The following is a 22,791-nucleotide window of genomic DNA, read 5'->3' on the forward strand; positions in this document are numbered from 1 at the left end:
CTTCAGGGCACCTGCTTAAAGCTGCGGTAGTGATCGGTGGTGATATAGACCAGGCCGTCAGAAGAGTAGACCAGCCGATCCGCCTCGCGATGGCCGCAGCGATAGTTGACGTCAGCTTCATACCAGAGGCGTCCGCTGCGCTGCGGCAGGCGCTTTTCACGATTGCCGAAGCGGTCACCGCCGATCGCTTTGCCCGGCAGCACCTCGCACAGATTGCCTTTGGCCGGATCCCAGCCGCGACGGCGCGCGTCATTTTTGCTGATGTAATATGAGGGTAGCTGCTGATGTTGCAGCAGGTAACGCGCCACGGTACGCGCATCGGTCAGCGAGCTGATATCACCGGTTTCAGGCGTGGGTGAAACGTTCAGGTGGGGTTTAAGACCGGCCCAGGCGGCCGCAAGCACGATGAACAGTGCAATCCAGAGTTTTTTTGACATGATGGCATCCCAGACAACAGGACGCTGATAATACCAGCTTTAGCGGGCAGATACAGCGCGGGCCAGCGAAGCTGGCCCTGCGGGGATCACTGCATGGCTTGCATCTGCGCCCCATGTCGACGCCAGGCGCCTGGCGCGACGCCGTACTGGCGTTTAAAGCTGCGGTTGAAAGACTGCTGCGAGTCGAAGCCCAGCGAAATCGCCACGTTGAGGATCGGCTCGTTGGTGGTCGTCAGACGATCCGCGGATTTCTTCAGCTTCTTGATGCGGATGTACTCACCCAGCGGATAGCCGGTGTGCTCTTTAAACATACGCTGCAGGTGCCATTTGGAATAGCCTGCGCGCTCCGATACGGTGTCCAGATCCAGACGTGCTTCGATGTTGTTATCGATCCAGTCGATTAGATCGTGAATAAATGCGTCGCTCATCATCCCATTTTCTCCCGTCGCCGTTGCGAACAGTATCAGTATCAGTTGCAATTACACTTTAAGGGTGACTGACTTTGCCATTTAATGCAAGTTGAATTGATACATTAAATGCCGCACTCGCCGTAAGGTCATTCTCTGCCCCGCTACGCCTGTGCATCGCCCCCAGCAAAACCGCACATAAAGTGTATCAGATATTCTTGCAGTTGCAGGATACCCGAGCCTACACTCCTCGCGATAAATTGCAATCTTAAAAGTTGCAAATATTGGCCCGCCTTTGTGGGCTCTTTTTTTAACGCTATGCGGAATAACAATAATGAACAGACAAACGAAGTGGGTTCGTCAGGGTTCAACCCTTCTGGGCGCGGTGCTGCTCAGCAGCATACTCAGCGGATGCGACAGAGGCGTGGCGCAAAACGCCCCGCCGCCCCCTCCTCAGGTCAGCGTCGCCGACGTGGTGGTGAAACCCGTCAGCCAGTGGGACAGCTTTAATGGCCGCATCGAGGCGGTGCAGAGCGTGCAGCTGCGCCCGCGCGTCTCTGGCTATATCGACGCGGTGAACTACCGCGAAGGCGACGAAGTGAAAAAGGGTCAGGTCCTGTTCACCATCGACGACCGCACCTACCGCGCCGCGCTGGAGCAGGCGAAGGCCGAACTGGCGCGCGCACGCAGTCAGGCGGCGCTGGCGCGCAGCGAGTCGGCGCGCACCGAGAAGCTGATCGGCACTCAGGCGGTGTCGCGTGAGCAGTGGGAACAGCGTCGCTCCGCCGCCAGCCAGGCGCAGGCGGACGTGCTCTCTGCTGAAGCGGCCGTGGATATGGCGCAGCTCAATCTTGACTTTACCCGCGTGACCGCGCCGATCGACGGACGCGCCAGCCGCGCCATGATCACCACCGGCAACCTGGTGACCGCCGGCGACAGCGCCAGCGTACTCACCTCGCTGGTGTCGCAGGATCGCATGTATGTCTACTTCGACGTCGATGAAGCCACCTTCCTGCACTACCAGGCGATGGCGCGTCAGGGCCAGCAGCGCGGCTCGCTGCCGGTGGAAATCGGCCTGGCGGGCGAAAGCGGCTATCCGCATCGCGGCATCGTCGACTTCACCGACAACCAGCTGACCGCCAGCACCGGCACCATCCGCATGCGCGCCCAGCTCGACAACCGCCAGCGCCAGTTTACGCCCGGCCTTTTCTCCCGCGTGCGCCTGCCCGGCAGCGCGGAGTTCCAGGCGCTGCTGATTGACGACAAGGCGGTGCTGACCGACCAGGATCGCAAGTATGTCTATGTGGTGGACAAAGAGGGCAAAGCGCAGCGCCGCGACATCCAGCCCGGCGCGATGGCCGAGGGTCTGCGCATTGTGAAAAGCGGGCTGCAGTCGGGCGATCGGGTGATTGTCGACGGGCTGCAAAAAGTGTTTATGCCCGGAATGCCGGTAACGGCCCAGCAGGTCGCGATGCGCGCGGCTAACGCCAACTAACTGAGGCTACTGCCGCTATGGACTTTTCCCGCTTTTTTATCGACCGGCCGATATTCGCCGCCGTTTTGTCGATTTTAATTTTCGTGACCGGCCTGATCGCCATTCCGCTGCTGCCGATCAGTGAATACCCGGACGTGGTACCGCCCAGCGTGCAGGTGCGCGCCGAATATCCCGGTGCCAACCCGAAGGTGATTGCCGATTCGGTGGCTACGCCGCTGGAAGAGGCGATCAACGGCGTTGAAAATATGATGTATATGAAATCGGTGGCCGGTTCCGACGGCGTGCTGGTGACTACCGTCACCTTCCGCCCGGGCACCGATCCCGATCAGGCGCAGGTGCAGGTGCAAAACCGCGTCGCCCAGGCGGAAGCGCGCCTGCCGGAAGATGTGCGCCGCCTCGGCATCACCACCCAGAAGATGTCGCCAACGCTGACGCTGGTTGTGCATATGTTCTCGCCGCACGGCAAGTACGACTCGCTCTACCTGCGCAACTACGCCACGCTGAAGGTGAAAGATGAGCTGGCGCGCCTGCCTGGCGTGGGCCAGATTCAGATCTTCGGCGCGGGCGAATATGCGATGCGCGTCTGGCTCGATCCCAACAAAGTGGCTGCGCGCGGCCTGACCGCCGCCGACGTGGTGACGGCGATGCAGGAGCAGAACGTGCAGGTGTCAGCCGGCCAGCTGGGTGCCGAGCCGCTGAAGAAGCAGTCCGATTTTCTGCTCTCCATCAACACCGCTGGCCGCCTTGAAAACGAGCAGCAGTTCGGCAACATCATCCTGAAAACCTCGGATGACGGCTCACTGGTACGCCTGCGCGACGTGGCGCGTATCGAGATGGGCTCTGGCAGCTATGCCCTGCGTTCGCAGCTCAACAATAAGGACGCGGTCGGCATCGGTATCTTCCAGGCGCCGGGGGCCAACGCCATCGATCTCTCCAACGCGGTGCGCGCTAAGATGAACGAGCTGGCAACGCGCTTCCCGGACGATGTGAAGTGGGCTGCCCCTTACGACCCTACCGTGTTCGTGCGCGACTCTATCAGCGCGGTGGTGCATACGCTGCTGGAAGCGGTTGCCCTGGTGGTTCTGGTGGTGATCCTGTTCCTGCAGACCTGGCGCGCCTCGATCATTCCGCTGCTGGCGGTGCCGGTTTCGGTCGTCGGGACGTTCAGCGTGCTCTACCTGCTCGGCTTCTCGCTGAATACCCTGAGCCTCTTCGGGCTGGTGCTGGCGATCGGCATCGTGGTGGATGACGCCATCGTGGTGGTGGAGAACGTCGAGCGTAATATCGCGCTGGGCCTTTCACCGCAGGCGGCGGCGCATCAGGCGATGCGCGAGGTCTCCGGGCCGATTATCGCTATTGCGCTGGTGCTGTGCGCCGTGTTCGTGCCAATGGCGTTTCTCTCCGGCGTGACCGGCCAGTTCTATAAGCAGTTCGCGGTGACTATCGCCATTTCCACGGTGATCTCCGCCATCAACTCGCTGACCCTGTCTCCTGCGCTGGCGGCGAAGCTGCTAAAAGATCACCATGCGCCGAAAGATATTCCGACGCGAATTATCGATCGCCTGCTCGGCTGGCTGTTCCGTCCGTTCAACCGCTTCTTTAACAGCAGCGCGCACGGCTACGAAGGCCTGGTAGGCAAAACGCTGCGCCGCCGCGGCGCGGTGTTCGGCGTCTATGTGCTGCTGCTGGCGGGCGCGGGCTTTATGTTCCACGCCGTGCCGGGCGGCTTTATCCCGACGCAGGACAAACTCTATCTGATCGGCGGCGTGAAGATGCCGGAAGGCTCTTCGCTGGAGCGTACCGACGAGATGATCCGCAAGATGAGCGAAATCGGCATGAATACCGAAGGCGTCGCCTATTCTGTCGCCTTCCCCGGCCTGAATGCGCTGCAGTTCACTAACACGCCCAATACCGGCACGGTGTTCTTCGGTCTGAAGCCCTTTAGCGAGCGTAAGCACAGTGCGGCAGAGATTAACGCGGAGATCAATGCGAAGATTTCTCAGCTGCAGCAGGGGTTCGGCTTCTCCATTATGCCGCCCCCTATCCTCGGTCTGGGCCAGGGTTCCGGCTATTCGCTCTACGTGCAGGACCGCGCGGGGCTGGGCTACGGCGCACTGCAGACGGCGATTAACACCCTCTCCGGCGCGGTGATGCAGACGCCAGGGATGCACTATCCTATTTCGTCCTACCAGGCGAATGTGCCCCAGCTCGACGTGCAGGTGGATCGCGATAAAGCCAAGGCGCAGGGCGTATCGCTGACCGATCTCTTCAGCACGCTGCAAACCTATCTCGGTTCGTCATACGTCAACGACTTCAACCGTTTCGGCCGCACCTGGCGCGTGATGGCGCAGGCGGATGGCGAGTTCCGCGACAGCGTTGAGGATATCGCCAACCTGCGCACCCGCAACGATCGCGGCGAGATGGTGCCTGTCGGCAGCATGGTGCATATCACCACCACCTACGGGCCCGACCCGGTGATCCGCTATAACGGCTATCCGGCGGCGGACCTGATTGGCGATGCCGATCCGCGTATCCTCTCGTCCGCGCAGGCGATGACCCAGCTGGAAGCGATGTCCGGTCAGCTTTTGCCTAACGGCATGAATATTGAGTGGACCGACCTGAGCTATCAGCAGGCGACGCAGGGTAATACTGCCTTTATCGTCTTCCCGGTGGCGGTGCTGCTGGCGTTCCTGGTACTGGCCGCGCTCTATGAGAGCTGGACGCTGCCGCTGGCGGTGATCCTAATCGTACCGGTGACCATGCTGTCGGCGCTGGTCGGCGTCTGGCTGACGGGCGGCGATAACAACGTCTTTGTGCAGGTCGGCCTGGTGGTGCTGATGGGGCTGGCGTGTAAGAACGCCATTCTTATTGTGGAGTTCGCCCGCGAGCTGGAGATGCAGGGCAAAGGCATTGTGGAAGCGGCGCTGGAGGCCTGTCGCCTGCGTCTGCGTCCCATTGTGATGACTTCTATCGCCTTTATCGCCGGTACCGTGCCGCTGATTCTGGGCGAAGGCGCGGGCGCAGAAGTGCGCGGCGTTACCGGTATTACCGTGTTCGCCGGGATGCTGGGCGTCACGCTGTTCGGTCTGTTCCTGACCCCGGTGTTCTACGTCACGCTGCGTAAGCTGGTGACGCGCAAGGCACCGCAAGAAACGATGCAGACGGTGTAAAGATTAAGGGCGGTCAGCGACCGCCCTTTTTTATTTATATAATTAACGCTAAATATGAAAATTGCGTACCGCTACGCAATTGTGGCCAGGCGCAATAATTGACAGAGAAAAGCTTCCAGGTTAATTTCCCTACGGCAATGCCGCAAAGGATCAACTGTTCACGTGAAATAATAAAGGCTATTCAAGGAGACCATATGATTAAATTAAGAGACGAATTTGACGGATTCTGAGCAGACGTATAATAGCTAAGGCGGGAAAGCGCCCCGCCTTTTTCATGGATGAAAAATATGACACTAAACCTGACCATCTGGCCATTCATCAGTAACGCTATCCTCCTGCTCGGCGTTGTCGTCGCAACTTGCGCAATCTTCTATAACGTGCGCACAGCCAAAAAAAGAGACCGCTCACTTTTTATTTGAAAGCCGCCAGGATACGGCTTACACGGAATCGTTACACGTTCTTAAAAAAGTAAATCGTTCAGGTAAGTCTTTTCGTTCATATATTTTCCCGCGCGAAGGAAAAATCATAACGGAGAGAGAGAGAGAGAATTGAGCGGCGCAAGTTACAATATATTCTTAACTTCTATGAGAGAGTCGCCGTCGCTATTCGTGAAGGGATATATGATGAGCAGATGATTAAGAGAGCCTCTTTTACTACCGTTATTCAGGCCTGGGATATTGCGGAGCCTCTTATTAAAGCGATCAGAGAGCATATTCACTCTGAGACCACGTATCAGGAGTTTGAGTGGCTGGTGATGCGCTGGAAGCAGAACCCTTTACAGAAAAAATAGCCCGGCGTGAAATGGCTACTGGAAGCATACTCACCATAATAAAGCCGCGGTTAGCGGCTTTTGATATTCATAACACGTTGCAAAAGGCCCTGTCAGGCTTTGGGACGCGTCAGAAAAACCAGCGTGCCGATAATAATATCGCCCACGACCCAGAGGATCCCCAGCATCATCGCGCCCATGCCTGCGCCCAGCGCTGCGCCAGCGCGTTCTGCATCGGAAGCGGCGTTGTTGATGACGTCTCCGCTCGCGCCCATGCCGGCGAAGATGGAATAGATCATCAGCAGGTTAAAAAGGATAAACACGATCTTCACGATTTTCCCAAACAGCGTTCGCTTCGGTTTTTTTACCTGATGTCCACATGAGGGGCATTTAAAAGCGGAATCGCTGATGTCCGCTTTGCATTCCGGACAGTTGATTAAGGCCATTTCTCTCTCCATAGATACAAAATAATCAGACGGAAAAATACGCTTTTTCTGCGTTATCAATCGGATAAAAACACCCTCATTTCGCCGGGTAATTTTGCTATAGCGAGAAACTGGCAGGATTTGACGGCAGGAGAGGCGAGAAAACGTTCAGGAAAGGCGCAAAACTCAGATATAAAAAAAGCCGCATTTAGCGGCTTTTTTTACACAGGTCCTCGATCGCATCCGGTTCCAGCACCGGGGCGCACTCGGTTTCGTTGCCTTTCTTCAGCTCTTCGAGCGCGTCGGCAACGGTGCGTTTTTCCAGCACTTCCAGCGAGGCCTGCTCGGCTTCATCGGCAATCGATTTAAAGTACCAGCAGAGATTGGCGCTGACCAGGCAGCGAGGCGCAACGTCTGGACGCGACGCCCAGAGCTTTTTGTCCTCAATCACCGAGGTGTAGATATCGCGCAGCGTGATTTCGCTGGCCGGACGCCCAAGGTGGATTGAACCGGTGCGGCCAAGCGTCGAGACGATAATGCCGTCGCGAGTAAGCGGAACCATCAGCTTGCGGATGAAGCTGGGATTCGCCTCAAGGCCGTATGCCAGAATGGCGCTGGTCGAGCGTTTACCCATTTGCTCCGCCATCGCTACGCTAAGAACCATTTGCAAAGCTGTCGGGAAGCGGTAATCAAGCATTTATTTATCCTGAGTTGCGGTGGATCTTATTGTTTTATTGCCGCGTAAGTGAACATTCAGTGAGCAATAAATATAACAAACACTGTTGCTTTTTAGAAGCAAGGCGACTGCGCCAGGGCACGTATTCATTAAAACCTGGTAGCCAACAGCACAAGCTGTTCAGCCCGCGGCGCCACTGCTTTCGCCCTGCCCTTAAACTGCCGCTGGCGGCGTCGAAGGCAGCCGCTTTTTCAGCAGCAGCACCAGCGCGACGTTAAGCAGCGCCAGCGCGCAAAGCAGCCACAACGTAGCGGAAGCGCCGAGGGTTTCAAACAGATATCCCCCTGCCAGCGGCGTCAGCGCCTGACCGATAAGCGCCGGGCGCGCCATCCGCCCAACCACGACGGCATACGCCTCTGGTTTGACCATCGCCAGCGGTAAAGTTCCCCGTACGATGGCGCGCAGACCATTTCCCGCACCGTAAAACACCATGCTGAGCAGCGCAAGCTGAGGAAACAGCGCCAGCAACAGCAGGCCAAGCGCCACCAGACCGACCGAGAAAAAAGCGGTCCAGATGGGATGGCCGCGTTTAAACAGGATATCGACGATGCGTGAGCCCACCTGACACGGCCCCAGAATGGCGCTGAGCCCTAGCGCGGCAGCCAGCGTATAGCCGCTCGCCTGCAGCAAGGCGATCAGCTGTACCGACATCGCCGTCATAATCACCGAGGCCAGCGTAAAGATGGCGCACAGCAGCCAGAACAGCGACGGCGCGATATCGCTCTGCGGCGCGGGAGCTGATGTCGCTTTCGCCTTCACGGCCACTGCGTTATTCGGCAGCGCGTAAACAGAGGCGGGCAACACCAGCAACAGCAGCATCGCCGCGATAGCGAAACAGGCGCCGCGCCAGCTCAGCAGATGAATCAGCAGCGCGGTGCCTGGCCATACCAGCGTGGTGCAAAAGCCGGAGATCAGGGTAATGCTGGTGATGGCGCTGCGCGCCTGCCCGCCGTAGCACGTGCCCAGCGTTGCGAACAGCGCGTCATAAAGCCCCATCGCCATACCCACGCCGATAATCACCCAGGCGCCAAGAAACAGTGGCAGCGAGTGGCTTAATCCCATCACCACCAGCCCGGCCGCCATCACCGCCCCGCTCAGCGCCAGCAGCATTCGGCCGCCGGTGCGCGCGATAATGCGTCCGCAAAGCGGCGCCAGCAGGCCGGACACCAGGATGCCGAGCGACAGTGCGCCGTAGACCCACTGCTGCGACCAGCCGGTTTCCGCGACGATGGGGGCCGCCATCACCGCCATCAGATAGAAGGAGCCGCCCCAGGAGAGTATTTGTACCAGGCCCAGCACCACAACCGCCGACACGCCGGGTTTATTCCGTTGATTCACATCCGTCACCCTTTTGTACAGGTAGCGCCTTTTATAACATGCCAGAGAATAAGGAAAAAACCGAAACGCACGCAGCGCCTCGCTTTGCCTGTTCAGCAGGCAGGCCGCACCATTTTGTATCGCAATTTTTATGTATGTTGTAACTAATAGAGCGGATTGCACACAGAGCCTCTCTCTGTCAGAGTAAGGAATGTTGTAACTATGGAGAGTAATGATGCGTTACGATCTGATTTCCGACCTGCATGACTGCGCCAACAGCCTTGAACGGGCGCTGGCCGAGTTACGCGAAATGATTATGGCGCAGCCGCTGCTGATCGCGCGGGTGTTCTCACTGCCCCCGGTTGAAAAAGGCCATGAGCATGACGCGGTGACCGAAATTGCCGTCGAGCAGCACCTGGGCGAAGCGGCGCGCGAAATGGCGCTGGCGCACTTCTGCCGCCTCTTTATGCAGCACCAGTCAGAAAAGCTCAGCACCAAAGCGGCCGTTCGCCTGCCCGGTGCCCTCTGTATTGAGGCTGAGGGCGAACGCGAAACCGCCCTTATCGACCAGATCGCGCAAGTGAATCACTATAAAGCGCGACTGGAGCAGATTATTACCGTGGAGTCGGGGCTGCCGAGCGAGGCGCGCTTTGAGTTCGTTCACCAGCATCTGCGCGGCCTGATTACGCTGAACGCCTACCGCTCCATTACCCTGCTGCAGGCGCCAGACAGCCTGCGCTTCGGCTGGGCCAATAAGCACGTCATCAAAAACGTGAAGCGCGAGGAGATTATCGCGCAGCTGGAGAAGAGCCTGAGCGCAAACCGCGCGCAGGCGCCCTGGACGCGCGAGCAGTGGGCAGAAAAAGTACAGGATGAGCTGGAGAGCGTGCGCGCCCTGCCCGCCACCGCCCGGCTGAAGATAAAGCGTCCGGTAAAGGTGCAGCCGATTGCGCGCGTCTGGCGCGCCGACGAGAAAAAGCAGACCCAGCTCGCCTGCCCGTCGCCGATTATTGTGCTGTGCCGCGACCGCACCCAGGTGCCGGTGCTGGGCGAACTGCTGAACTACAACGCCGATAACGTGCAGCATCGCTACAAGCCGGCGGCGCAGCCGCTCAACCTGCTGATCCCGCGGCTGCACCTGTGGGTCGACTGCCCGATATAACGCAAAAAGGCCAGCAGCGCTGGCCTTTTATAACGGCGGCGGTTACGACTTCATGCTGCCAACCATATCTTCCGGGCGCACCCAGGCGTCAAACTCCTCTTCGGTGAGATAGCCCAGCTTCAGTGCCGAGCCTTTCAGCGTCAGCCCCTCTTTATGCGCCTTCTTGGCGATTTCGGCCGCTTTGTCGTAGCCGATATGGGTATTAAGCGCGGTCACCAGCATCAGCGACTCATTAAGCAGCTGCGAAATACGGTCGCGGTTCGGCTCGATGCCGACGGCGCAGTGATGGTTAAAGCTGTCGATGCCGTCAGCCAGCAGGCGCACCGACTGCAGGAAGTTGTGGATCACCATCGGCCGGTAGACGTTCAGCTCGAAGTTGCCCGACGCGCCGCCGATATTGATCGCCACGTCATTGCCCATCACCTGACAGCAGAGCATGGTCATCGCTTCGCACTGGGTCGGGTTGACCTTGCCCGGCATAATAGAGCTGCCCGGCTCGTTTTCCGGGATAGAGAGTTCGCCGATGCCGCAGCGCGGGCCTGAGGCCAGCCAGCGCACGTCGTTGGCGATTTTCATCAGCGAGGCAGCCAGCCCTTTCAGCGCACCGTGCGCATGCACCAGCGCATCGGTGGTCGCCAGCGCCTCAAATTTATTCGGCGCGGTAACGAACGGCTGTCCGGTCAGCTCGGCCAGCGCTTTCGCCACGCGCTCCGCATATTCCGGATGGGTATTCAGCCCGGTGCCAACGGCGGTGCCGCCCAGCGCCAGTTCAGCGACGTGAGGAATACTCTGCTCGATATGGCGGAGATTATGCTCCAGCATCGCCACCCAGCCGGAGATCTCCTGGCCCAGGGTCAGCGGCGTCGCATCCTGCAGATGGGTACGGCCAATCTTGACGATATCTTTAAAGGCGCTGGACTTCTCGCTCAGCGTTTTTTTCAGCGTTTCAATCTGCGGGATCAGCTTTTCACGCAGCGCGATAACCGCCGCGACATGCATTGCGGTCGGGAACACATCGTTAGAGCTCTGGCTTTTATTGACGTCGTCGTTGGGATGCACCAGGCGCGACATGCCGCGTTCGCCGCCGAGGATCTCGCTGGCGCGGTTGGCCAGCACCTCGTTCATATTCATATTGGTCTGGGTGCCGGAGCCGGTTTGCCAGATCGCCAGCGGGAATTCGCCGCTGTGGCGATCGGCCAGCACCTCGTCGGCAGCTTTGACAATCGCATCGGCACGTTCAGCAGGCAGCAGGCCGAGATCGCGGTTAACGGTCGCGGCGGCGCGCTTGGTCTGCGCCAGCGCATAGACCAGCTCGGTGGGCATTTTTTCTGTCGAGATACGGAAGTGTTCCAGCGAGCGCTGCGTTTGCGCGCCCCATAACTTGTCTGCGGGTACATCAATGGGCCCCATTGAATCTTTTTCAATGCGCGTGGCTGCCATGTCTACGTCTCCTTTAGCACAGGTTGTGGTGATTGGTCGCCCGACGCGGGAAGCACGCCGGACGCGCAGAAATCTTACATACAAGAATTTAACATTATGCGAGCCATAAGCGCTGTTTGCACTTCATATGTATTATCCGCACCATTTTCTGCTTTAATAGGCGCAATAACTTCCCGTGATTAAAGGGTTAATCATGCAAAAGATGGTCAATTCGCTGCAAAATTACGCGTGGGGCAGCAAAACCGCCTTAACGGATCTCTACGGCATCGCCAACCCTGCCGGCGCGCCGATGGCGGAGCTGTGGATGGGGGCGCATCCTAAAAGTCCTTCACAGGTTGAGGTAGGGGGCGAGCCCTGTTCCCTGCGCGAGGTCATCGCCGCCGCGCCCGAGGAGATGCTGGGCTATGCGGTGGCGAAACGCTTTGGCGAACTGCCCTTTCTGTTTAAGGTGCTGTGCGCCGATCGCCCGCTGTCGATTCAGGTTCATCCCAGCAAAAGCGCGGCAGAAGAGGGTTTCGCGCGCGAGAATGCGGCGGGCATTCCGCTTAACGCGGCGGAGCGCAACTATAAAGACGCCAACCACAAGCCGGAGCTGGTGTATGCGCTGACCCCTTTTCAGGCGATGAACGGCTTCCGCGAGCTGCCGGAGATCGCCTCGCTGCTGCAGCCGGTCGCTGGCGCGCATCCGCAGATCGCCCACTTTTTGCAGCATCCTGACAGCGAGAATCTGGCGACGCTGTTTACCACCATGCTGTCGCTGCAGGGAGACGCAAAGTCGCTGGCGCTCGGCGTGCTGAAAGCCGCGCTCAACGCGCGCGACGGCCAGCCGTGGCAGACCATTAAGGCGATTGCGGCGGACTATCCGGACGACAGCGGGCTCTTTTCGCCGCTGCTGCTGAACGTGATTACGCTGCAGCCGGGCGAAGCGATGTTCCTTTACGCCGAGACGCCGCACGCCTATCTCAACGGCGTGGCGCTGGAGGTGATGGCCAATTCCGACAACGTGCTGCGCGCCGGCCTGACGCCGAAATATATCGATATTCCCGAGCTGCTCGCCAATGTGAAGTTTGAGCCAAAGCCGGCGTCGCAGCTGCTTACCCAGCCGCAGCGCCAGCAGCGCGCGCTGAACTTCCCCATTCCGGTAGAGGATTTCGCGTTCGCTATTCACGCGCTGGACGGCGAACCGCAGACGCTCACGCAGGAGAGCGCGGCGATCCTGTTCTGCATTGAAGGCGAAGCGACCCTGACGCTGGGCCAGCAGCAGCTGCATCTGCAGCCGGGAGAGTCCTGCTTTGTGCCCGCCAGCGACGGCGCGCTAAAAGCCACCGGCAGCGGCCGCCTGGCGCGCGTTTTTAACGCATTGCGCTGATCTGGCTGACGGAACTGACCCTAACTGCTATTATTTCAATCTATTAGCGAAAAACGCCTGCGGGCGTTTTTCTTCCCTCGTCGGACAGCGGCGTAAGCGGACACAAGGATAAGGACGACTCAGCAATGAAAAAGACCAACGTTGCCGTAGGTGTGATTATCGCCCTGGGCGTAATCTGGACCGGCGCGGCATGGTTTACCGGTAAGCAGCTGGAAAGCCATATGGATGAGCTGGTGCAGAACGCCAATACCCAGCTTAACGCGTACGCGCCGGACAGCCGCCTGAAGCTCAGCTATCAGAATTACCAGCGCGGCGTGTTCAGCAGTTCAGCGAAGCTGGTACTGCAGGCAAACTCGCAAACCGAAGATAACGCTTTCCTGAAGCCAGGGCAGAGCATCGTCTTTAACGAAACTATCGATCACGGTCCCTTCCCGTTCGCCCAGCTGCGCCGCTTTACGCTGATCCCGAGCATGGCGTCGGTACACACCGAGCTGGAAAATACCGAGGCGCTGAAAAATCTGTTCGCCCTGACCGACAATAAGTCGCCGATAAATGCGGACACCCGCGTCGGCTACAGCGGCGCGACCGATACCGCCCTGCACTTTTTGCCGGTTAATTACCAGAATGCGCAGACCGGCCAGCGCGTGGCGACCAACGGCGGCACGCTGAACGTCAGCGCGGACAGCAAAGGCGATAAAGTGTCGATGGATAGCGATATCGACAGCATCGCCATCACCAGCAAAAACGAGCTGGGCATGCCGGTGCTGTTTACCGCCAACGGCGTGAAGCTCAGCGGTAATACGCATCTGACGCCGGAAGGGGTGCGCATCGGCGATCAAAAAGTGGCGCTGGAGAAATTTAACGCCAGCGTTAACGGCAAAGATGCCCTGACGCTGCAAAAGCTCAACGGCACCTCATCGTTTGACAACAAAGCGGGCAAAATCAGCGGCGATATCGACTATCGCGTCGATAACGTCCACCTGCAGAACAACGATTTCGGCGAAGCGAAGCTCAGCATGAAGCTGGCGCAGTTTGACGCCCAGGCGGTGAAAACGTTCTCCGACAACTACCAGGCGCAGATGCAGGATCTGCTGAATCAGCCGGGCCTCGCCAGCGATCCGATTCGCTATCAGGCGGGCGTAAACACCATTCTGATGAACAATCTGCCGACGCTGCTGAAAGGCGCGCCGATGGTAAGCATTGCGCCGCTGAGCTGGAAAAACAGCAAAGGCGAAAGCACCTTTAACCTCACCGCCAACTTCAACGATCCCGCCACCGTGACCGGCGAGCCGCAAAACCTGGCTGGCATAGTGGACCGCGTGCTGAAGAGCTTATCGGCCAAACTGGTGATCAATATGCCGATGGCGACCGAAGTGATGCGCAACGTTGGCCTGGCTGAAGGCTACACCGGCGACGACGCGCAGAAGCTGGCGGATCAGCAGGTGAAAGGCCTGGCGGCGATGGGCCAGATGTTCCGTCTCACCCAGCAGCAGGACAACAATATCGTTACCAGCCTGCAGTACAGCGCCGGCGGCCAGGTGAACATGAACGGCAACACCATGACGCTGGAGCAGTTTATGTCGCGCTATATGCTCGGCCTGCCCACCAGCGAAGGTATGCCGCAGTAAGCCTGCGCGAAACGAGAACAAAAGCGACCTGCGGGTCGCTTTTTTATTTCCTGTCGCCGTCGATAAGGCTCGGCGTCAAAATCATATGCTGGCTGGCGGTCTCTGGCGCGCTGAGCCGCAGCAGAATGCGCGCCGCCGCGGCGCGGCCCATCTCGCGCGCCGGGCTGCAGACAAAGGTAAGCGGCGGATCGCTCAGGTTCGCCTGCGGCTCGTCGCTAAAGCCCACCAGCGCTATCTGCTGCGCGTAGTAGCTGTCAACCGCGCCCTGGCCCAGGGTGCGCCCGCTGCGCAGCAGCGCGAAGTAGCTGCCCAGCGCGGTGGCGGCGTTGGCGGCGATAATGGCCGTCAGGCGCGGATGGCGCTGCAGCAGCTGCGCGGTGGCGTCGGCTGCCGCCTTCTGATTCTCTTCGCATTCAATAATCCACTCCGGCTTAAAGGGTAAGCCGTACTGCAGCAGGGTGGCGCAGTAGCCGCCGATACGCTCGGCGCGCGTCAGCGAGGCACCGCTGCCGCCCAGCCAGGCAATGTGCTGATGCCCCTGGCGGATCAAATACTCCGTTGCCATGCGCGCGCCCAGCGCGTTGTCTGGCCGCAGGCTGTCACTCCCCTCCAGATAGCTGGCGCGTGAGGCGCAGATCAACGGCAGGCCGAGCTCGGCGGCGCGCGCCGCCAGCGCTGCGCCGTTGCCCGCATCGCCGCCCAGCACCACGCCGTCGACGCCCTGCGCCACCAGCGACTCGAAACAGCGCGTCAGATGCTGCCCCTGCGCGCCGCTCTGGGTCAGCACCAGCATCTTATCCTGCGCCTCCAGCGCCTCGCTAAGCCCGGCGGTCATTTCAGCATAAAAGCGCTGACTCAGATCCCTGACGATCAATCCGATCACCCCACTGGTGCCGCCGCGCAGCGCGGCCGCCGTTCGGTTACGCACATAGCCGGACTGTTCGATCGCCTCGTTAACCCGCGCCACCGTGGCGGGCGAGATGCGGCCTTTGCCGGAGAGCACCAGCGAAACGGTGGTAACAGAGACGCCAGCCGCCTCGGCGACGTCGTTAATGGTAATTTTTTGCTGCGTCATAGTGCGCGCCTGGGGAGAGCTATTACGTGGCTCCATCATATAGGTAAAACGTTAAACCTGCCGAAAAAACTTAACCTCCCGGCGCTCACCTGGATTGTGACAGGCCGCTCAAAACGTAGTGGTAAAACGTTTTATCCTGAATTTCACCTAACCGCTGCCCGCTTTCTTTTCAGGAGAAAATATGTCCGCTTCACTTCCGCGTCTGACGCTCTGGGAGTTTTTTCAGAGCCTCGGCAAGACCTTTATGCTGCCCGTCGCCCTGCTTTCCTTTTGCGGCATTATGCTCGGCATCGGCAGTTCGCTCAGCAGCCGCGACGTGCTGACGCTGATCCCGCTGCTGGACCAGCCGCTGCTGCAGCATCTGTTTGTCTGGATGGCGACTACCGGCGCCTTCGCCTTTCGCTTTCTGCCGGTAATGTTCGCCATCGCCATACCGCTCGGCATGGCGCGCGAAAATAAAGGGGTCGCGGCCTTCGCCGGTTTTGTCGGCTACACGGTAATGAATCTCAGCACCAACTTCTGGCTCACCGTTAAAGGCATCTTGCCCAGCGGCGACGCGGCGCTGCTGAAGGCGAACAACGTGCAGTCGGTGCTGGGCATCCAGGCGATCGACACCGGCATCCTCGGCGCAGTAATCACGGGTGTGGTGGTGTTCTGGCTGCATGAGCGCTTCCACACTATCCGGCTGCCGGACGCGCTCGCCTTTTTCGGCGGCACGCGCTTTGTTCCCATTATCACCCTGCTGGTCACCGGCCTGCTCGGCCTGGTAGTGCCGCTGATATGGCCATTTTTCGCGCGCGGCATCGCGGCCCTTGGCTGGATGATTAACGGCGCGGGCGACCTTGGCCCGATGCTGTTCGGCACCGGCGAACGCCTGCTGCTGCCGTTTGGTTTGCAGCATATTCTGGTGGCGATTATTCGCTTTACCGACGCGGGCGGCACCCTGGAGGTGTGCGGCAAAAGCGTCAGCGGCGCGCTGACCATTTTCCAGGCGCAGCTTGCCTGCCCGGAAGTGAAAGGCTTCTCGGAAAGCGCCACCCGTTTTCTCTCGCAGGGCAAAATGCCCGCCTTCCTCGGCGGCCTGCCCGGCGCGGCGCTCGCCATCTACCACTGCGCGCGGCCGGAGAATCGCCACAAAATCAAGGGGCTGCTGATTTCCGGGGTGGTGGCCTGTGTGGTTGGCGGCACCACCGAGCCGATCGAGTTTCTGTTTCTGTTTGTCGCGCCGGCGCTCTATCTGCTGCACGCGCTGCTCACCGGGCTGGGCTTCACGCTGATGGCGGTGCTGGGGGTGACCATCGGCAATACCGACGGCAACATTATCGACTTTGTGGTATTTGGCATCCTGCACGGGCTCGCCACCAAATGGTACTGGGTGCCGGTCGCCGCCGCGCTGTGGTTTACGGGCTACTATGCGCTGTTCCGCTTTGCCATCACCCGCTTTAATATCGCTACGCCCGGGCGTGAAAAAGAGAGCGGCGTCGAGCAGCAGGTCAGCCGCGCCGGGGCAGGCAAGTCGGGCTATAACGCGCCCGCTATCCTCGACGCGCTGGGCGGCGTAGAGAATATTACCTCGCTGGATAACTGTCTGACCCGCCTGCGCCTGCGTATCGTCGATATGAGCAAAGTAAGCAACGCCGCGCTGAAGGCCAACGGCGCCATCGGCGTGGTGCATCTCAGCCCGGTCACGCTGCAGGTGGTGATTGGGCCGCAGGTGCAGTCGGTTAAGGAAGAGCTGGCGTCGCTGATGAATGTGACGGTGTAACGAATATGAGCGATCATTTTAACTTTAACCAGCCCATCGACCGACGCGGCAGCTACTGCACCCAGTGGGATTTTGTCGCCGACCGCTTCGGCGTGCCGGATCTGCTGCCCTTCACGATTTCCGATATGGATTTCGCCGTCGCGCCCGCTATCCGCGCGGCGCTGCAGCAGCGGCTCGACCACGGTGTGTTCGGCTACAGCCGCTGGCAGCATAACGACTTTCTCTCGGCGGTCTGCAACTGGATGCAGAGGCGATTTAACGCCACGCTGGATGCGCGCGCGCTGGTTTACGCGCCTTCGGTGATCTATATGGTGGCGCAGATGGTGCGGCTCTGGAGCGATCCGGGCGACGAAGTGCTGATCCATACGCCCGCCTATGACGCCTTTTATGCCTTGTTGACTGCCAGTCAACGGCGTGTCCTGACGCAGCCGCTGCAGCGCGACGGCCACGGCTGGCGCTGTGATATGCAGGCGCTGGCGCAGCAGCTGGCGCACCCCGGCTGCAAAGTGATGCTGCTCTGCAGCCCGCACAATCCCACCGGCAAGGTCTGGACGCGCGAGGAGCTGATGCAGATGGCGGCGCTCTGCGCGCGCTATCAGGTGCGCGTTATCAGCGATGAGATCCATATGGATATGGTTATGCCGGATGTTGTGCATTTGCCCTGGAGCGAGGTGGCGCGCAGCGACTGGGCGCTGTTCACCTCGGCATCAAAGAGCTTTAACGTGCCGGCGTTAACCGGCGCATGGGGGATTATTCCCGATGCCGGGGATCGCCAGGCGTTTTTGCGGCAGATAAAGGCGGCGGACGGCCTCTCTTCCCCTGCGGTTCTCGCCGTCGCGGCGCATATCGCCGCCTATCGCCACGGCGCGCCCTGGCTCGACGCGCTGCGCCGCTATTTGCAGGCGAATATGCAGTGGATAGCGGAGCGTCTTAACGGCGCCTTCCCGCAGCTGAGCTGGCAGCCGCCGCAGGCGACCTACCTGGCGTGGATCGATCTCAACCCGCTCGGCGTCGACGAGGCGGCGCTGCAGCAACAGCTTATCCATCAGCAGAAAGTGGCGATGATGCCCGGCTCCACCTACGGCGAAGCGGGCCGTGGCTATTTGCGCCTTAACGCCGGCTGTCCGCGCAGCAAGCTGGAGGAAGGCGTCAGCCGCCTGATCGCGGCGCTGCACGCGCTCGGCGTCTGACATCGGGCGGTGAATCGCCGCCCTTTCGCTTACTATCCCAGCAGTTGCGGCGTGGGTTGCGCAAAGGACTCGCTATGTTGCGCAAGATGTTTCTATAATGGTCTGCACTTTTATTCCTGTCAGAGAGTGCAGCATGTTCGATTCCAGCCTTCCCGTTACCGATATCCATCGCCATCTTGACGGCAACATCCGCGCGCAAACCATTCTGGATTTAGGCCGCCAGTTTAACCTTGCCCTGCCCGCCACCACCCTGGAAGCGCTGCGTCCCCACGTTCAGGTCGTGGAGAACCAGCCCGATCTGGTGAGCTTCCTGAATAAGCTCGACTGGGGCGTCAAAGTGCTGGGCGATCTCGACGCCTGCCGCCGCATTGCGCTGGAGAACGTTGAAGATGCGGCGCGCGCCGGCATTCACTACGCCGAACTGCGCTTTTCGCCGGGCTATATGGCGATGAACCATAACCTGCCGGTGGCGGGCGTGGTGGAAGCGGTTATCGACGGGATTAAGGCGGGCTGCCAGAAATATAACGTCGACGTGCGCCTGATCGGCATTATGAGCCGCACCTTCGGCGACGAAGCCTGCCTGCGCGAGCTGGAAGGCTTGCTGGCGCACCGCGATCACATCACCGCTGTCGATCTGGCGGGCGACGAGCTGGGCTTTCCCGGCAGCGAGTTTCTGAGCCACTTTACCCGGGCGCGCGACGCCGGCTTCCGCGTGACGGTGCATGCGGGCGAAGCGGCCGGCCCGGAGAGCATCTGGCAGGCGATCCGCGAGCTGGGCGCCGAGCGCATCGGCCACGGCGTGAAAGCGATTGAAGATCGCGCGCTAATGGACTTTCTCGCCGAGCACCGCATCGGCATCGAGTCCTGCCTGACCTCCAATATCCAGACCAGCACCGTCTCCTCGCTGGCGCACCACCCGCTGAAGCAGTTTCTGGAGCACGGCATCCTGGCGACGCTAAACACCGACGATCCGGCGGTTCAGGGTATTGAGCTGGCGCACGAGTATCAGCACGCCGCGCCCGCTGCCGGGCTGAGCGCCGCGCAGATCCGCCAGGCGCAGGAGAATGGCCTGACCATCGCCTTCCTGAGCGACGCCGAGAAAACCGCTATCCGCAATAAAGTGCAGGCGTAAAAAAGGCCGCGGATGCGGCCTTTGTGAGTAAGTAATGTGCTGACAAGGCACCTCATCTCTGAGGTGCCCCGTCGCCGGGCCAGCGCTTTACTCTTTGGCCAGGTTATCCGCGTTTTACGTTTCCAGCGGGCTGAGATCGGGCAACGGCGTGAACAGCGCCGTTAACCTTTGCCGGTTACTTCAGCGAGAGCGTCTGGCGCTTCTCTGCCGACTGCAGCCCCAGCTCGATCAGCTCCATCACCTGAATCGCCTCTTCCGCCGTCACCGGGTTGCTGCCGCGTCCGCTAATCGCGTCGCGCACTGCCGCATAGTAGGCGGGATAGTTGCCCGGCTGCGTCATCAGCGTCTCTTCCTTGACCCCTTCGCCGTCGGCCAGCGTCAGGACGCCGTCGCGCATATCGTAGCCCCACTCTTCGCCCGGCGGAAAATCGCCCGCCTTCAGCCGATCTTCCTGCGGGTCGAGACCATATTTCACGTAGCTGCCGCGCAGGCCGTGCACCACGTAACGCGGTGACTCCGCCGCCACCAGCATGCTGGCGTGCAGCACCACGCGGCGCTGCGGATAGGTCAGCGTGGCGTGGAAGTAGTCGGTGGTCTGCGCCCCTGGGCGCATCTCCGCCATATCGACGTTAATGGCCACCGGCGCGCCAAACAGCTGCAGCGCCTGATCGAGCAGGTGCGGCCCCAGATCGTACCAGATGCCGCTACCGGCACCTTTCATCTCGCGCCAGCGCTGACGGACTTCCGGGCGGAAACGGTCGAAGTGCGATTCAAAATAGCGCACCTCACCCAGCGTGCCCTCATTCAGCAGCTGCTTAAGCGTCAGGAAGTCGCTGTCCCAGCGGCGGTTGTGGAACACCGAGAGCAGCAGGCCTTTAGCCTTCGCCAGCGCCTCCAGCTCGCGCGCCTGTGACAACGTCACGGTAAAGGGTTTATCCACCACCACATGCTTACCGGCGTTCAGCGCCGCCTTGGCCAGCGGAAAGTGGGTATCGTTGGGCGTCGGGATCACGATCAGCTGCAGCGACGGGTCCTCTAACAGCGCCTGAGGATCGGCCACCACTTTTACCTGCGGCCAGTCGGCGTGCACTTTCGCTTCGTCGCTACTGGAGATAGCGGCCAGCTCGACGTCCGGCGTGCCCGCAATCAGCGGCGCGTGAAACGTCTTGCTCGCAAAGCCGTATCCCATCAATCCAACACGAAGTTTATCGCTCATTATTACTCCTCTTATTCGTATACCCGACTGATTTAAGACCATAGCATCGGTTAGAACAAGCAGGATTCTCCCGAAAAATCAGGATATAGCACGCTGCGCCATCGGCCAGGGCGTTTCGGCAAGCAGGCTATCCTGCGCATCCTGATTGCGACGACGAAAATCGCTGGGGCTGACGCCGACCCGCTTGCGGAACACGCGTGAGAAGTAGAGCTGGTCGTCGTAACCCACTTCGCGCCCGACGCTGGCGATCGGCTCCTGCGTGGTTTGCAGCAGCAGCTTGGCGCGGATCACGCGCTGGTCCTCGCGCCAGCGCAGCAGGTTAACGCCCATCTGCTCGCGGAACAGGTGGGCCAGCCGCGACGGCGACAGGCAGACGTGGCGCGCCACCTCTTCAATTTTGACTTCACTGGCGAGATGGTTGGTGACGTACTGGCAGGCTTCGATAATGCGCGGATCGCGCACCTGCTGATGGCTGCGCGGATCCTCCTCTACCGCGCGCAGCAGCAGGCGCTCCAGCAGGTTCATCGCCAGCTCCTCGGCGAAACGGCGGCCGGAGTTATGGGTCTGCTCGATGCTGGCGAACAGCCGGTCGAACTCGGCGCGCAGCGTTTCGTTGAGATGGAGCCGCCCGACGCCTTCGCGCGCGTCCTGCCACTGCAGCCAGTCGTTCCAGTAGGCGCGCGGACGGAAGTAGACCCAGCGGTGATGCCATTCCGGGCTGTCGGAGGCGCGCCCGTAATAGTGCGGCGTTTTCGGCTGGAACAGCAGCATATCGCCCGGCAGGCAGTCAAAGCCGTTTTCACCGTCGAATACGCGGCCTTTGCCTTTAATAGTGAGGTTGAGAATAAAGCCTTTCATGCCGTGCGGGCGGTCAATAAAGAAATCGAGCGGCCCGTCGGCCGTGATTGGCGTCAGCCCGGCCACCAGCCAGGCGTTGAAGGGATAACCGGGCAACAGAGGATTTTGCTGCGCCGCTGTGGATTCACGGTGGTACATAACGTCCTCACTCAGTCAGGATTAAGCCGCGCGCGGCGCCAGGGCGCCGCGTCTTTGTGCCGTCAGGCTTTATGCTTTTGTTTATAGCGGTCGAAAATCACCGCAGCTAACAGTATCAGACCACGCACTACGTACTGTGAGAATGGCGAGATATTCAGTAAATTCATCGCATTCTCTACGGTGCCGAGGATCAGGACGCCTGCAACCACGTAGGAGATTTTGCCGATGCCGCCCTTCAGCGAGACGCCGCCCAGCACGCAGGCGGAGATCACCACCAGCTCGTAGCCCAGCGACGTCATTGGCTGGCCGCTGGTCATGCGCGAGGCGAGAATAATGCCCGCCGCCGCCGACACCAGGCCGGAGAGAATAAAGATGATGATGCGGGTGCGCACCACCGGCACGCCCGCCAGCCGCGCCGCCTCTTCGTTGCCGCCGATCGCCAGCGTGTTGCGACCAAAGGTGGTTTTGTTAAGCAGGAAGCCGAAAATCAGCATGGTGGCGATAGTGAGCCAGATCGGCGCGGGCACGCCGAGCCAGTTGGCGAAGCCGAGGGTAAAGAAGCGCTCATCTTCGATGCCGACCGCCTTGCCGTCGGAGAAGATATAGGCCAGGCCGCGCACGATTTGCATCGTCGCCAGCGTGGTGATCAGGGCGTTGATTTTCAGGCGCGCAATCACAAAGCCGTTAATAAAGCCGGTGGCGACGCCGATCAGCAGGCCGGCAAAAACGCCGATCCACAGGCTCTCGGTCATATTGATCACCACCGCAGTAACCACCCCCGCGCAGGCGATCACCGAGGCGACCGACAGGTCGAAATCGCCGGAAGCGAGGCAGAACAGCATGCCGCACGCCACCATTCCCGACATCGACATCGCCAGGCCCAGCCCTTTCATATTAATAAAGGAGCCGAAGTTAGGCACGAACACGGCGCAGGCGACAAACAGCAGCGCAAACACCACCAGCATGCCGAAGTTATCCCAGATACGCCCAAAGCGCATGCCGCTGCGCTGCTGCACCGGCGGCGTACCTGAAGTTGTGGATGAAGACATAATTTTTTCCTCT

18 protein-coding genes and 1 pseudogene are annotated in these 22,791 nt (G+C 60.1%); 9 read left to right on the forward strand and 10 right to left on the reverse strand.

Features of this window, described 5'->3' with window-relative positions:
• Positions 1–2: 2 nt before the first annotated feature.
• Both LB453_RS12845 and LB453_RS12850 read right to left on the reverse strand, forming a co-directional pair.
• Positions 3–437, reverse strand: a complete 435-nt coding sequence (locus LB453_RS12845) for a ribonuclease domain-containing protein (RefSeq protein WP_103795681.1) — start codon at positions 435–437, stop codon at positions 3–5.
• 86 nt (positions 438–523) lie between these two features.
• Positions 524–868 (reverse strand): helix-turn-helix domain-containing protein, encoded by a 345-nt coding sequence (locus tag LB453_RS12850; protein WP_033747323.1) that lies wholly within the window; start codon positions 866–868, stop codon positions 524–526.
• A 310-nt stretch (positions 869–1,178) separates the two neighbouring features.
• On the opposite strand from LB453_RS12850, the gene LB453_RS12855 reads away from it, so the two are divergent.
• The 3 genes and pseudogenes from LB453_RS12855 to LB453_RS23360 all read left to right on the forward strand — a co-directional run bounded on the left by LB453_RS12855 (position 1,179) and on the right by LB453_RS23360 (position 6,299).
• Complete coding sequence (locus LB453_RS12855; RefSeq protein ID WP_103795680.1) at positions 1,179–2,339, forward strand: efflux RND transporter periplasmic adaptor subunit; 1,161 nt, start codon at positions 1,179–1,181, stop codon at positions 2,337–2,339.
• Between the two features lie 17 nt (positions 2,340–2,356).
• Positions 2,357–5,509: a multidrug efflux RND transporter permease subunit OqxB gene (gene oqxB, locus LB453_RS12860; protein WP_103795679.1), complete on the forward strand. Its 3,153-nt coding sequence runs from the start codon at positions 2,357–2,359 to the stop codon at positions 5,507–5,509.
• Between the two features lie 287 nt (positions 5,510–5,796).
• Positions 5,797–6,299, forward strand: a pseudogene (locus LB453_RS23360) (DUF4760 domain-containing protein).
• A gap of 92 nt (positions 6,300–6,391) precedes the next feature.
• Here LB453_RS23360 and LB453_RS12870 read toward each other — a convergent pair.
• The 3 genes from LB453_RS12870 to LB453_RS12880 form a co-directional block, all read right to left on the reverse strand.
• A complete protein-coding gene (locus LB453_RS12870) occupies positions 6,392–6,724 on the reverse strand; it encodes a zinc ribbon domain-containing protein (RefSeq protein ID WP_224481429.1) in 333 nt (110 codons plus the stop codon).
• Between the two features lie 187 nt (positions 6,725–6,911).
• Positions 6,912–7,400 (reverse strand): RrF2 family transcriptional regulator, encoded by a 489-nt coding sequence (locus tag LB453_RS12875; RefSeq protein WP_224481430.1) that lies wholly within the window; start codon positions 7,398–7,400, stop codon positions 6,912–6,914.
• 192 nt (positions 7,401–7,592) lie between these two features.
• A complete protein-coding gene (locus LB453_RS12880) occupies positions 7,593–8,777 on the reverse strand; it encodes an MFS transporter (protein ID WP_224481431.1) in 1,185 nt (394 codons plus the stop codon).
• A gap of 211 nt (positions 8,778–8,988) precedes the next feature.
• Here LB453_RS12880 and tus point away from each other — a divergent pair, with 211 nt between their 5' ends.
• Positions 8,989–9,918 (forward strand): DNA replication terminus site-binding protein, encoded by a 930-nt coding sequence (gene tus / locus LB453_RS12885; RefSeq protein WP_103795678.1) that lies wholly within the window; start codon positions 8,989–8,991, stop codon positions 9,916–9,918.
• Between the two features lie 42 nt (positions 9,919–9,960).
• Here the strand turns inward: tus and fumC are convergent, their stop codons facing one another.
• Positions 9,961–11,358: a class II fumarate hydratase gene (gene fumC / locus LB453_RS12890; RefSeq protein ID WP_103795677.1), complete on the reverse strand. Its 1,398-nt coding sequence runs from the start codon at positions 11,356–11,358 to the stop codon at positions 9,961–9,963.
• Positions 11,359–11,551: 193 nt separating this feature from the next.
• Here fumC and manA point away from each other — a divergent pair, with 193 nt between their 5' ends.
• Positions 11,552–12,727, forward strand: a complete 1,176-nt coding sequence (gene manA / locus LB453_RS12895) for a mannose-6-phosphate isomerase (RefSeq protein ID WP_103795676.1) — start codon at positions 11,552–11,554, stop codon at positions 12,725–12,727.
• Between the two features lie 125 nt (positions 12,728–12,852).
• Positions 12,853–14,355, forward strand: coding sequence for a YdgA family protein (locus LB453_RS12900; RefSeq protein ID WP_103795675.1), 1,503 nt, complete (start codon positions 12,853–12,855; stop codon positions 14,353–14,355).
• A 43-nt stretch (positions 14,356–14,398) separates the two neighbouring features.
• Here the strand turns inward: LB453_RS12900 and malI are convergent, their stop codons facing one another.
• Positions 14,399–15,430 (reverse strand): Mal regulon transcriptional regulator MalI, encoded by a 1,032-nt coding sequence (gene malI / locus LB453_RS12905; protein WP_103795674.1) that lies wholly within the window; start codon positions 15,428–15,430, stop codon positions 14,399–14,401.
• A gap of 181 nt (positions 15,431–15,611) precedes the next feature.
• Here malI and malX point away from each other — a divergent pair, with 181 nt between their 5' ends.
• The 3 genes from malX (at position 15,612) to add (ending at position 19,517) form a co-directional block, all read left to right on the forward strand.
• Positions 15,612–17,195, forward strand: a complete 1,584-nt coding sequence (gene malX, locus LB453_RS12910) for a maltose/glucose-specific PTS transporter subunit IIBC (protein WP_103795673.1) — start codon at positions 15,612–15,614, stop codon at positions 17,193–17,195.
• A 5-nt stretch (positions 17,196–17,200) separates the two neighbouring features.
• Entirely contained in the window at positions 17,201–18,385 is a 1,185-nt protein-coding gene (locus LB453_RS12915; protein WP_224481432.1) for a MalY/PatB family protein, read from the forward strand.
• A gap of 133 nt (positions 18,386–18,518) precedes the next feature.
• A complete protein-coding gene (add, locus tag LB453_RS12920) occupies positions 18,519–19,517 on the forward strand; it encodes an adenosine deaminase (protein ID WP_103795671.1) in 999 nt (332 codons plus the stop codon).
• A 175-nt stretch (positions 19,518–19,692) separates the two neighbouring features.
• Here the strand turns inward: add and LB453_RS12925 are convergent, their stop codons facing one another.
• From LB453_RS12925 to araH, 3 genes are all read right to left on the reverse strand, one after another.
• The gene (locus LB453_RS12925; protein ID WP_224481433.1) at positions 19,693–20,733 is read right to left on the reverse strand and encodes an oxidoreductase; all 1,041 of its coding nucleotides are present in this window, start codon (positions 20,731–20,733) and stop codon (positions 19,693–19,695) included.
• Positions 20,734–20,811: 78 nt separating this feature from the next.
• The gene (araC, locus tag LB453_RS12930) at positions 20,812–21,729 is read right to left on the reverse strand and encodes an arabinose operon transcriptional regulator AraC (RefSeq protein WP_103795669.1); all 918 of its coding nucleotides are present in this window, start codon (positions 21,727–21,729) and stop codon (positions 20,812–20,814) included.
• A gap of 62 nt (positions 21,730–21,791) precedes the next feature.
• Positions 21,792–22,778 carry an L-arabinose ABC transporter permease AraH gene (gene araH, locus LB453_RS12935; RefSeq protein ID WP_103795668.1) on the reverse strand — a complete coding sequence of 329 codons (987 nt, stop codon included), beginning with the start codon at positions 22,776–22,778 and terminating at the stop codon, positions 21,792–21,794.
• Positions 22,779–22,791 lie beyond the last annotated feature (13 nt).

Origin of the sequence: Pantoea agglomerans (genome assembly GCF_020149765.1) — a bacterium.
Classification (GTDB): Bacteria; Pseudomonadota; Gammaproteobacteria; order Enterobacterales; family Enterobacteriaceae; genus Pantoea; species Pantoea alvi.

What these genes read in the sequence shown, in the direction of transcription:
- LB453_RS12845 (WP_103795681.1), bottom strand. Translation starts at nt 437, where the DNA reads ATGTCAAAAAAACTCTGGATTGCACTGTTCATCGTGCTTGCGGCCGCC.
- LB453_RS12850 (WP_033747323.1), bottom strand. Translation starts at nt 868, where the DNA reads ATGATGAGCGACGCATTTATTCACGATCTAATCGACTGGATCGATAAC.
- LB453_RS12855 (WP_103795680.1), top strand. Translation starts at nt 1,179, where the DNA reads ATGAACAGACAAACGAAGTGGGTTCGTCAGGGTTCAACCCTTCTGGGC.
- oqxB (WP_103795679.1), top strand. Translation starts at nt 2,357, where the DNA reads ATGGACTTTTCCCGCTTTTTTATCGACCGGCCGATATTCGCCGCCGTT.
- LB453_RS12870 (WP_224481429.1), bottom strand. Translation starts at nt 6,724, where the DNA reads ATGGCCTTAATCAACTGTCCGGAATGCAAAGCGGACATCAGCGATTCC.
- LB453_RS12875 (WP_224481430.1), bottom strand. Translation starts at nt 7,400, where the DNA reads ATGCTTGATTACCGCTTCCCGACAGCTTTGCAAATGGTTCTTAGCGTA.
- tus (WP_103795678.1), top strand. Translation starts at nt 8,989, where the DNA reads ATGATGCGTTACGATCTGATTTCCGACCTGCATGACTGCGCCAACAGC.
- fumC (WP_103795677.1), bottom strand. Translation starts at nt 11,358, where the DNA reads ATGGCAGCCACGCGCATTGAAAAAGATTCAATGGGGCCCATTGATGTA.
- manA (WP_103795676.1), top strand. Translation starts at nt 11,552, where the DNA reads ATGCAAAAGATGGTCAATTCGCTGCAAAATTACGCGTGGGGCAGCAAA.
- LB453_RS12900 (WP_103795675.1), top strand. Translation starts at nt 12,853, where the DNA reads ATGAAAAAGACCAACGTTGCCGTAGGTGTGATTATCGCCCTGGGCGTA.
- malI (WP_103795674.1), bottom strand. Translation starts at nt 15,430, where the DNA reads ATGACGCAGCAAAAAATTACCATTAACGACGTCGCCGAGGCGGCTGGC.
- malX (WP_103795673.1), top strand. Translation starts at nt 15,612, where the DNA reads ATGTCCGCTTCACTTCCGCGTCTGACGCTCTGGGAGTTTTTTCAGAGC.
- LB453_RS12915 (WP_224481432.1), top strand. Translation starts at nt 17,201, where the DNA reads ATGAGCGATCATTTTAACTTTAACCAGCCCATCGACCGACGCGGCAGC.
- add (WP_103795671.1), top strand. Translation starts at nt 18,519, where the DNA reads ATGTTCGATTCCAGCCTTCCCGTTACCGATATCCATCGCCATCTTGAC.
- LB453_RS12925 (WP_224481433.1), bottom strand. Translation starts at nt 20,733, where the DNA reads ATGAGCGATAAACTTCGTGTTGGATTGATGGGATACGGCTTTGCGAGC.
- araC (WP_103795669.1), bottom strand. Translation starts at nt 21,729, where the DNA reads ATGTACCACCGTGAATCCACAGCGGCGCAGCAAAATCCTCTGTTGCCC.
- araH (WP_103795668.1), bottom strand. Translation starts at nt 22,778, where the DNA reads ATGTCTTCATCCACAACTTCAGGTACGCCGCCGGTGCAGCAGCGCAGC.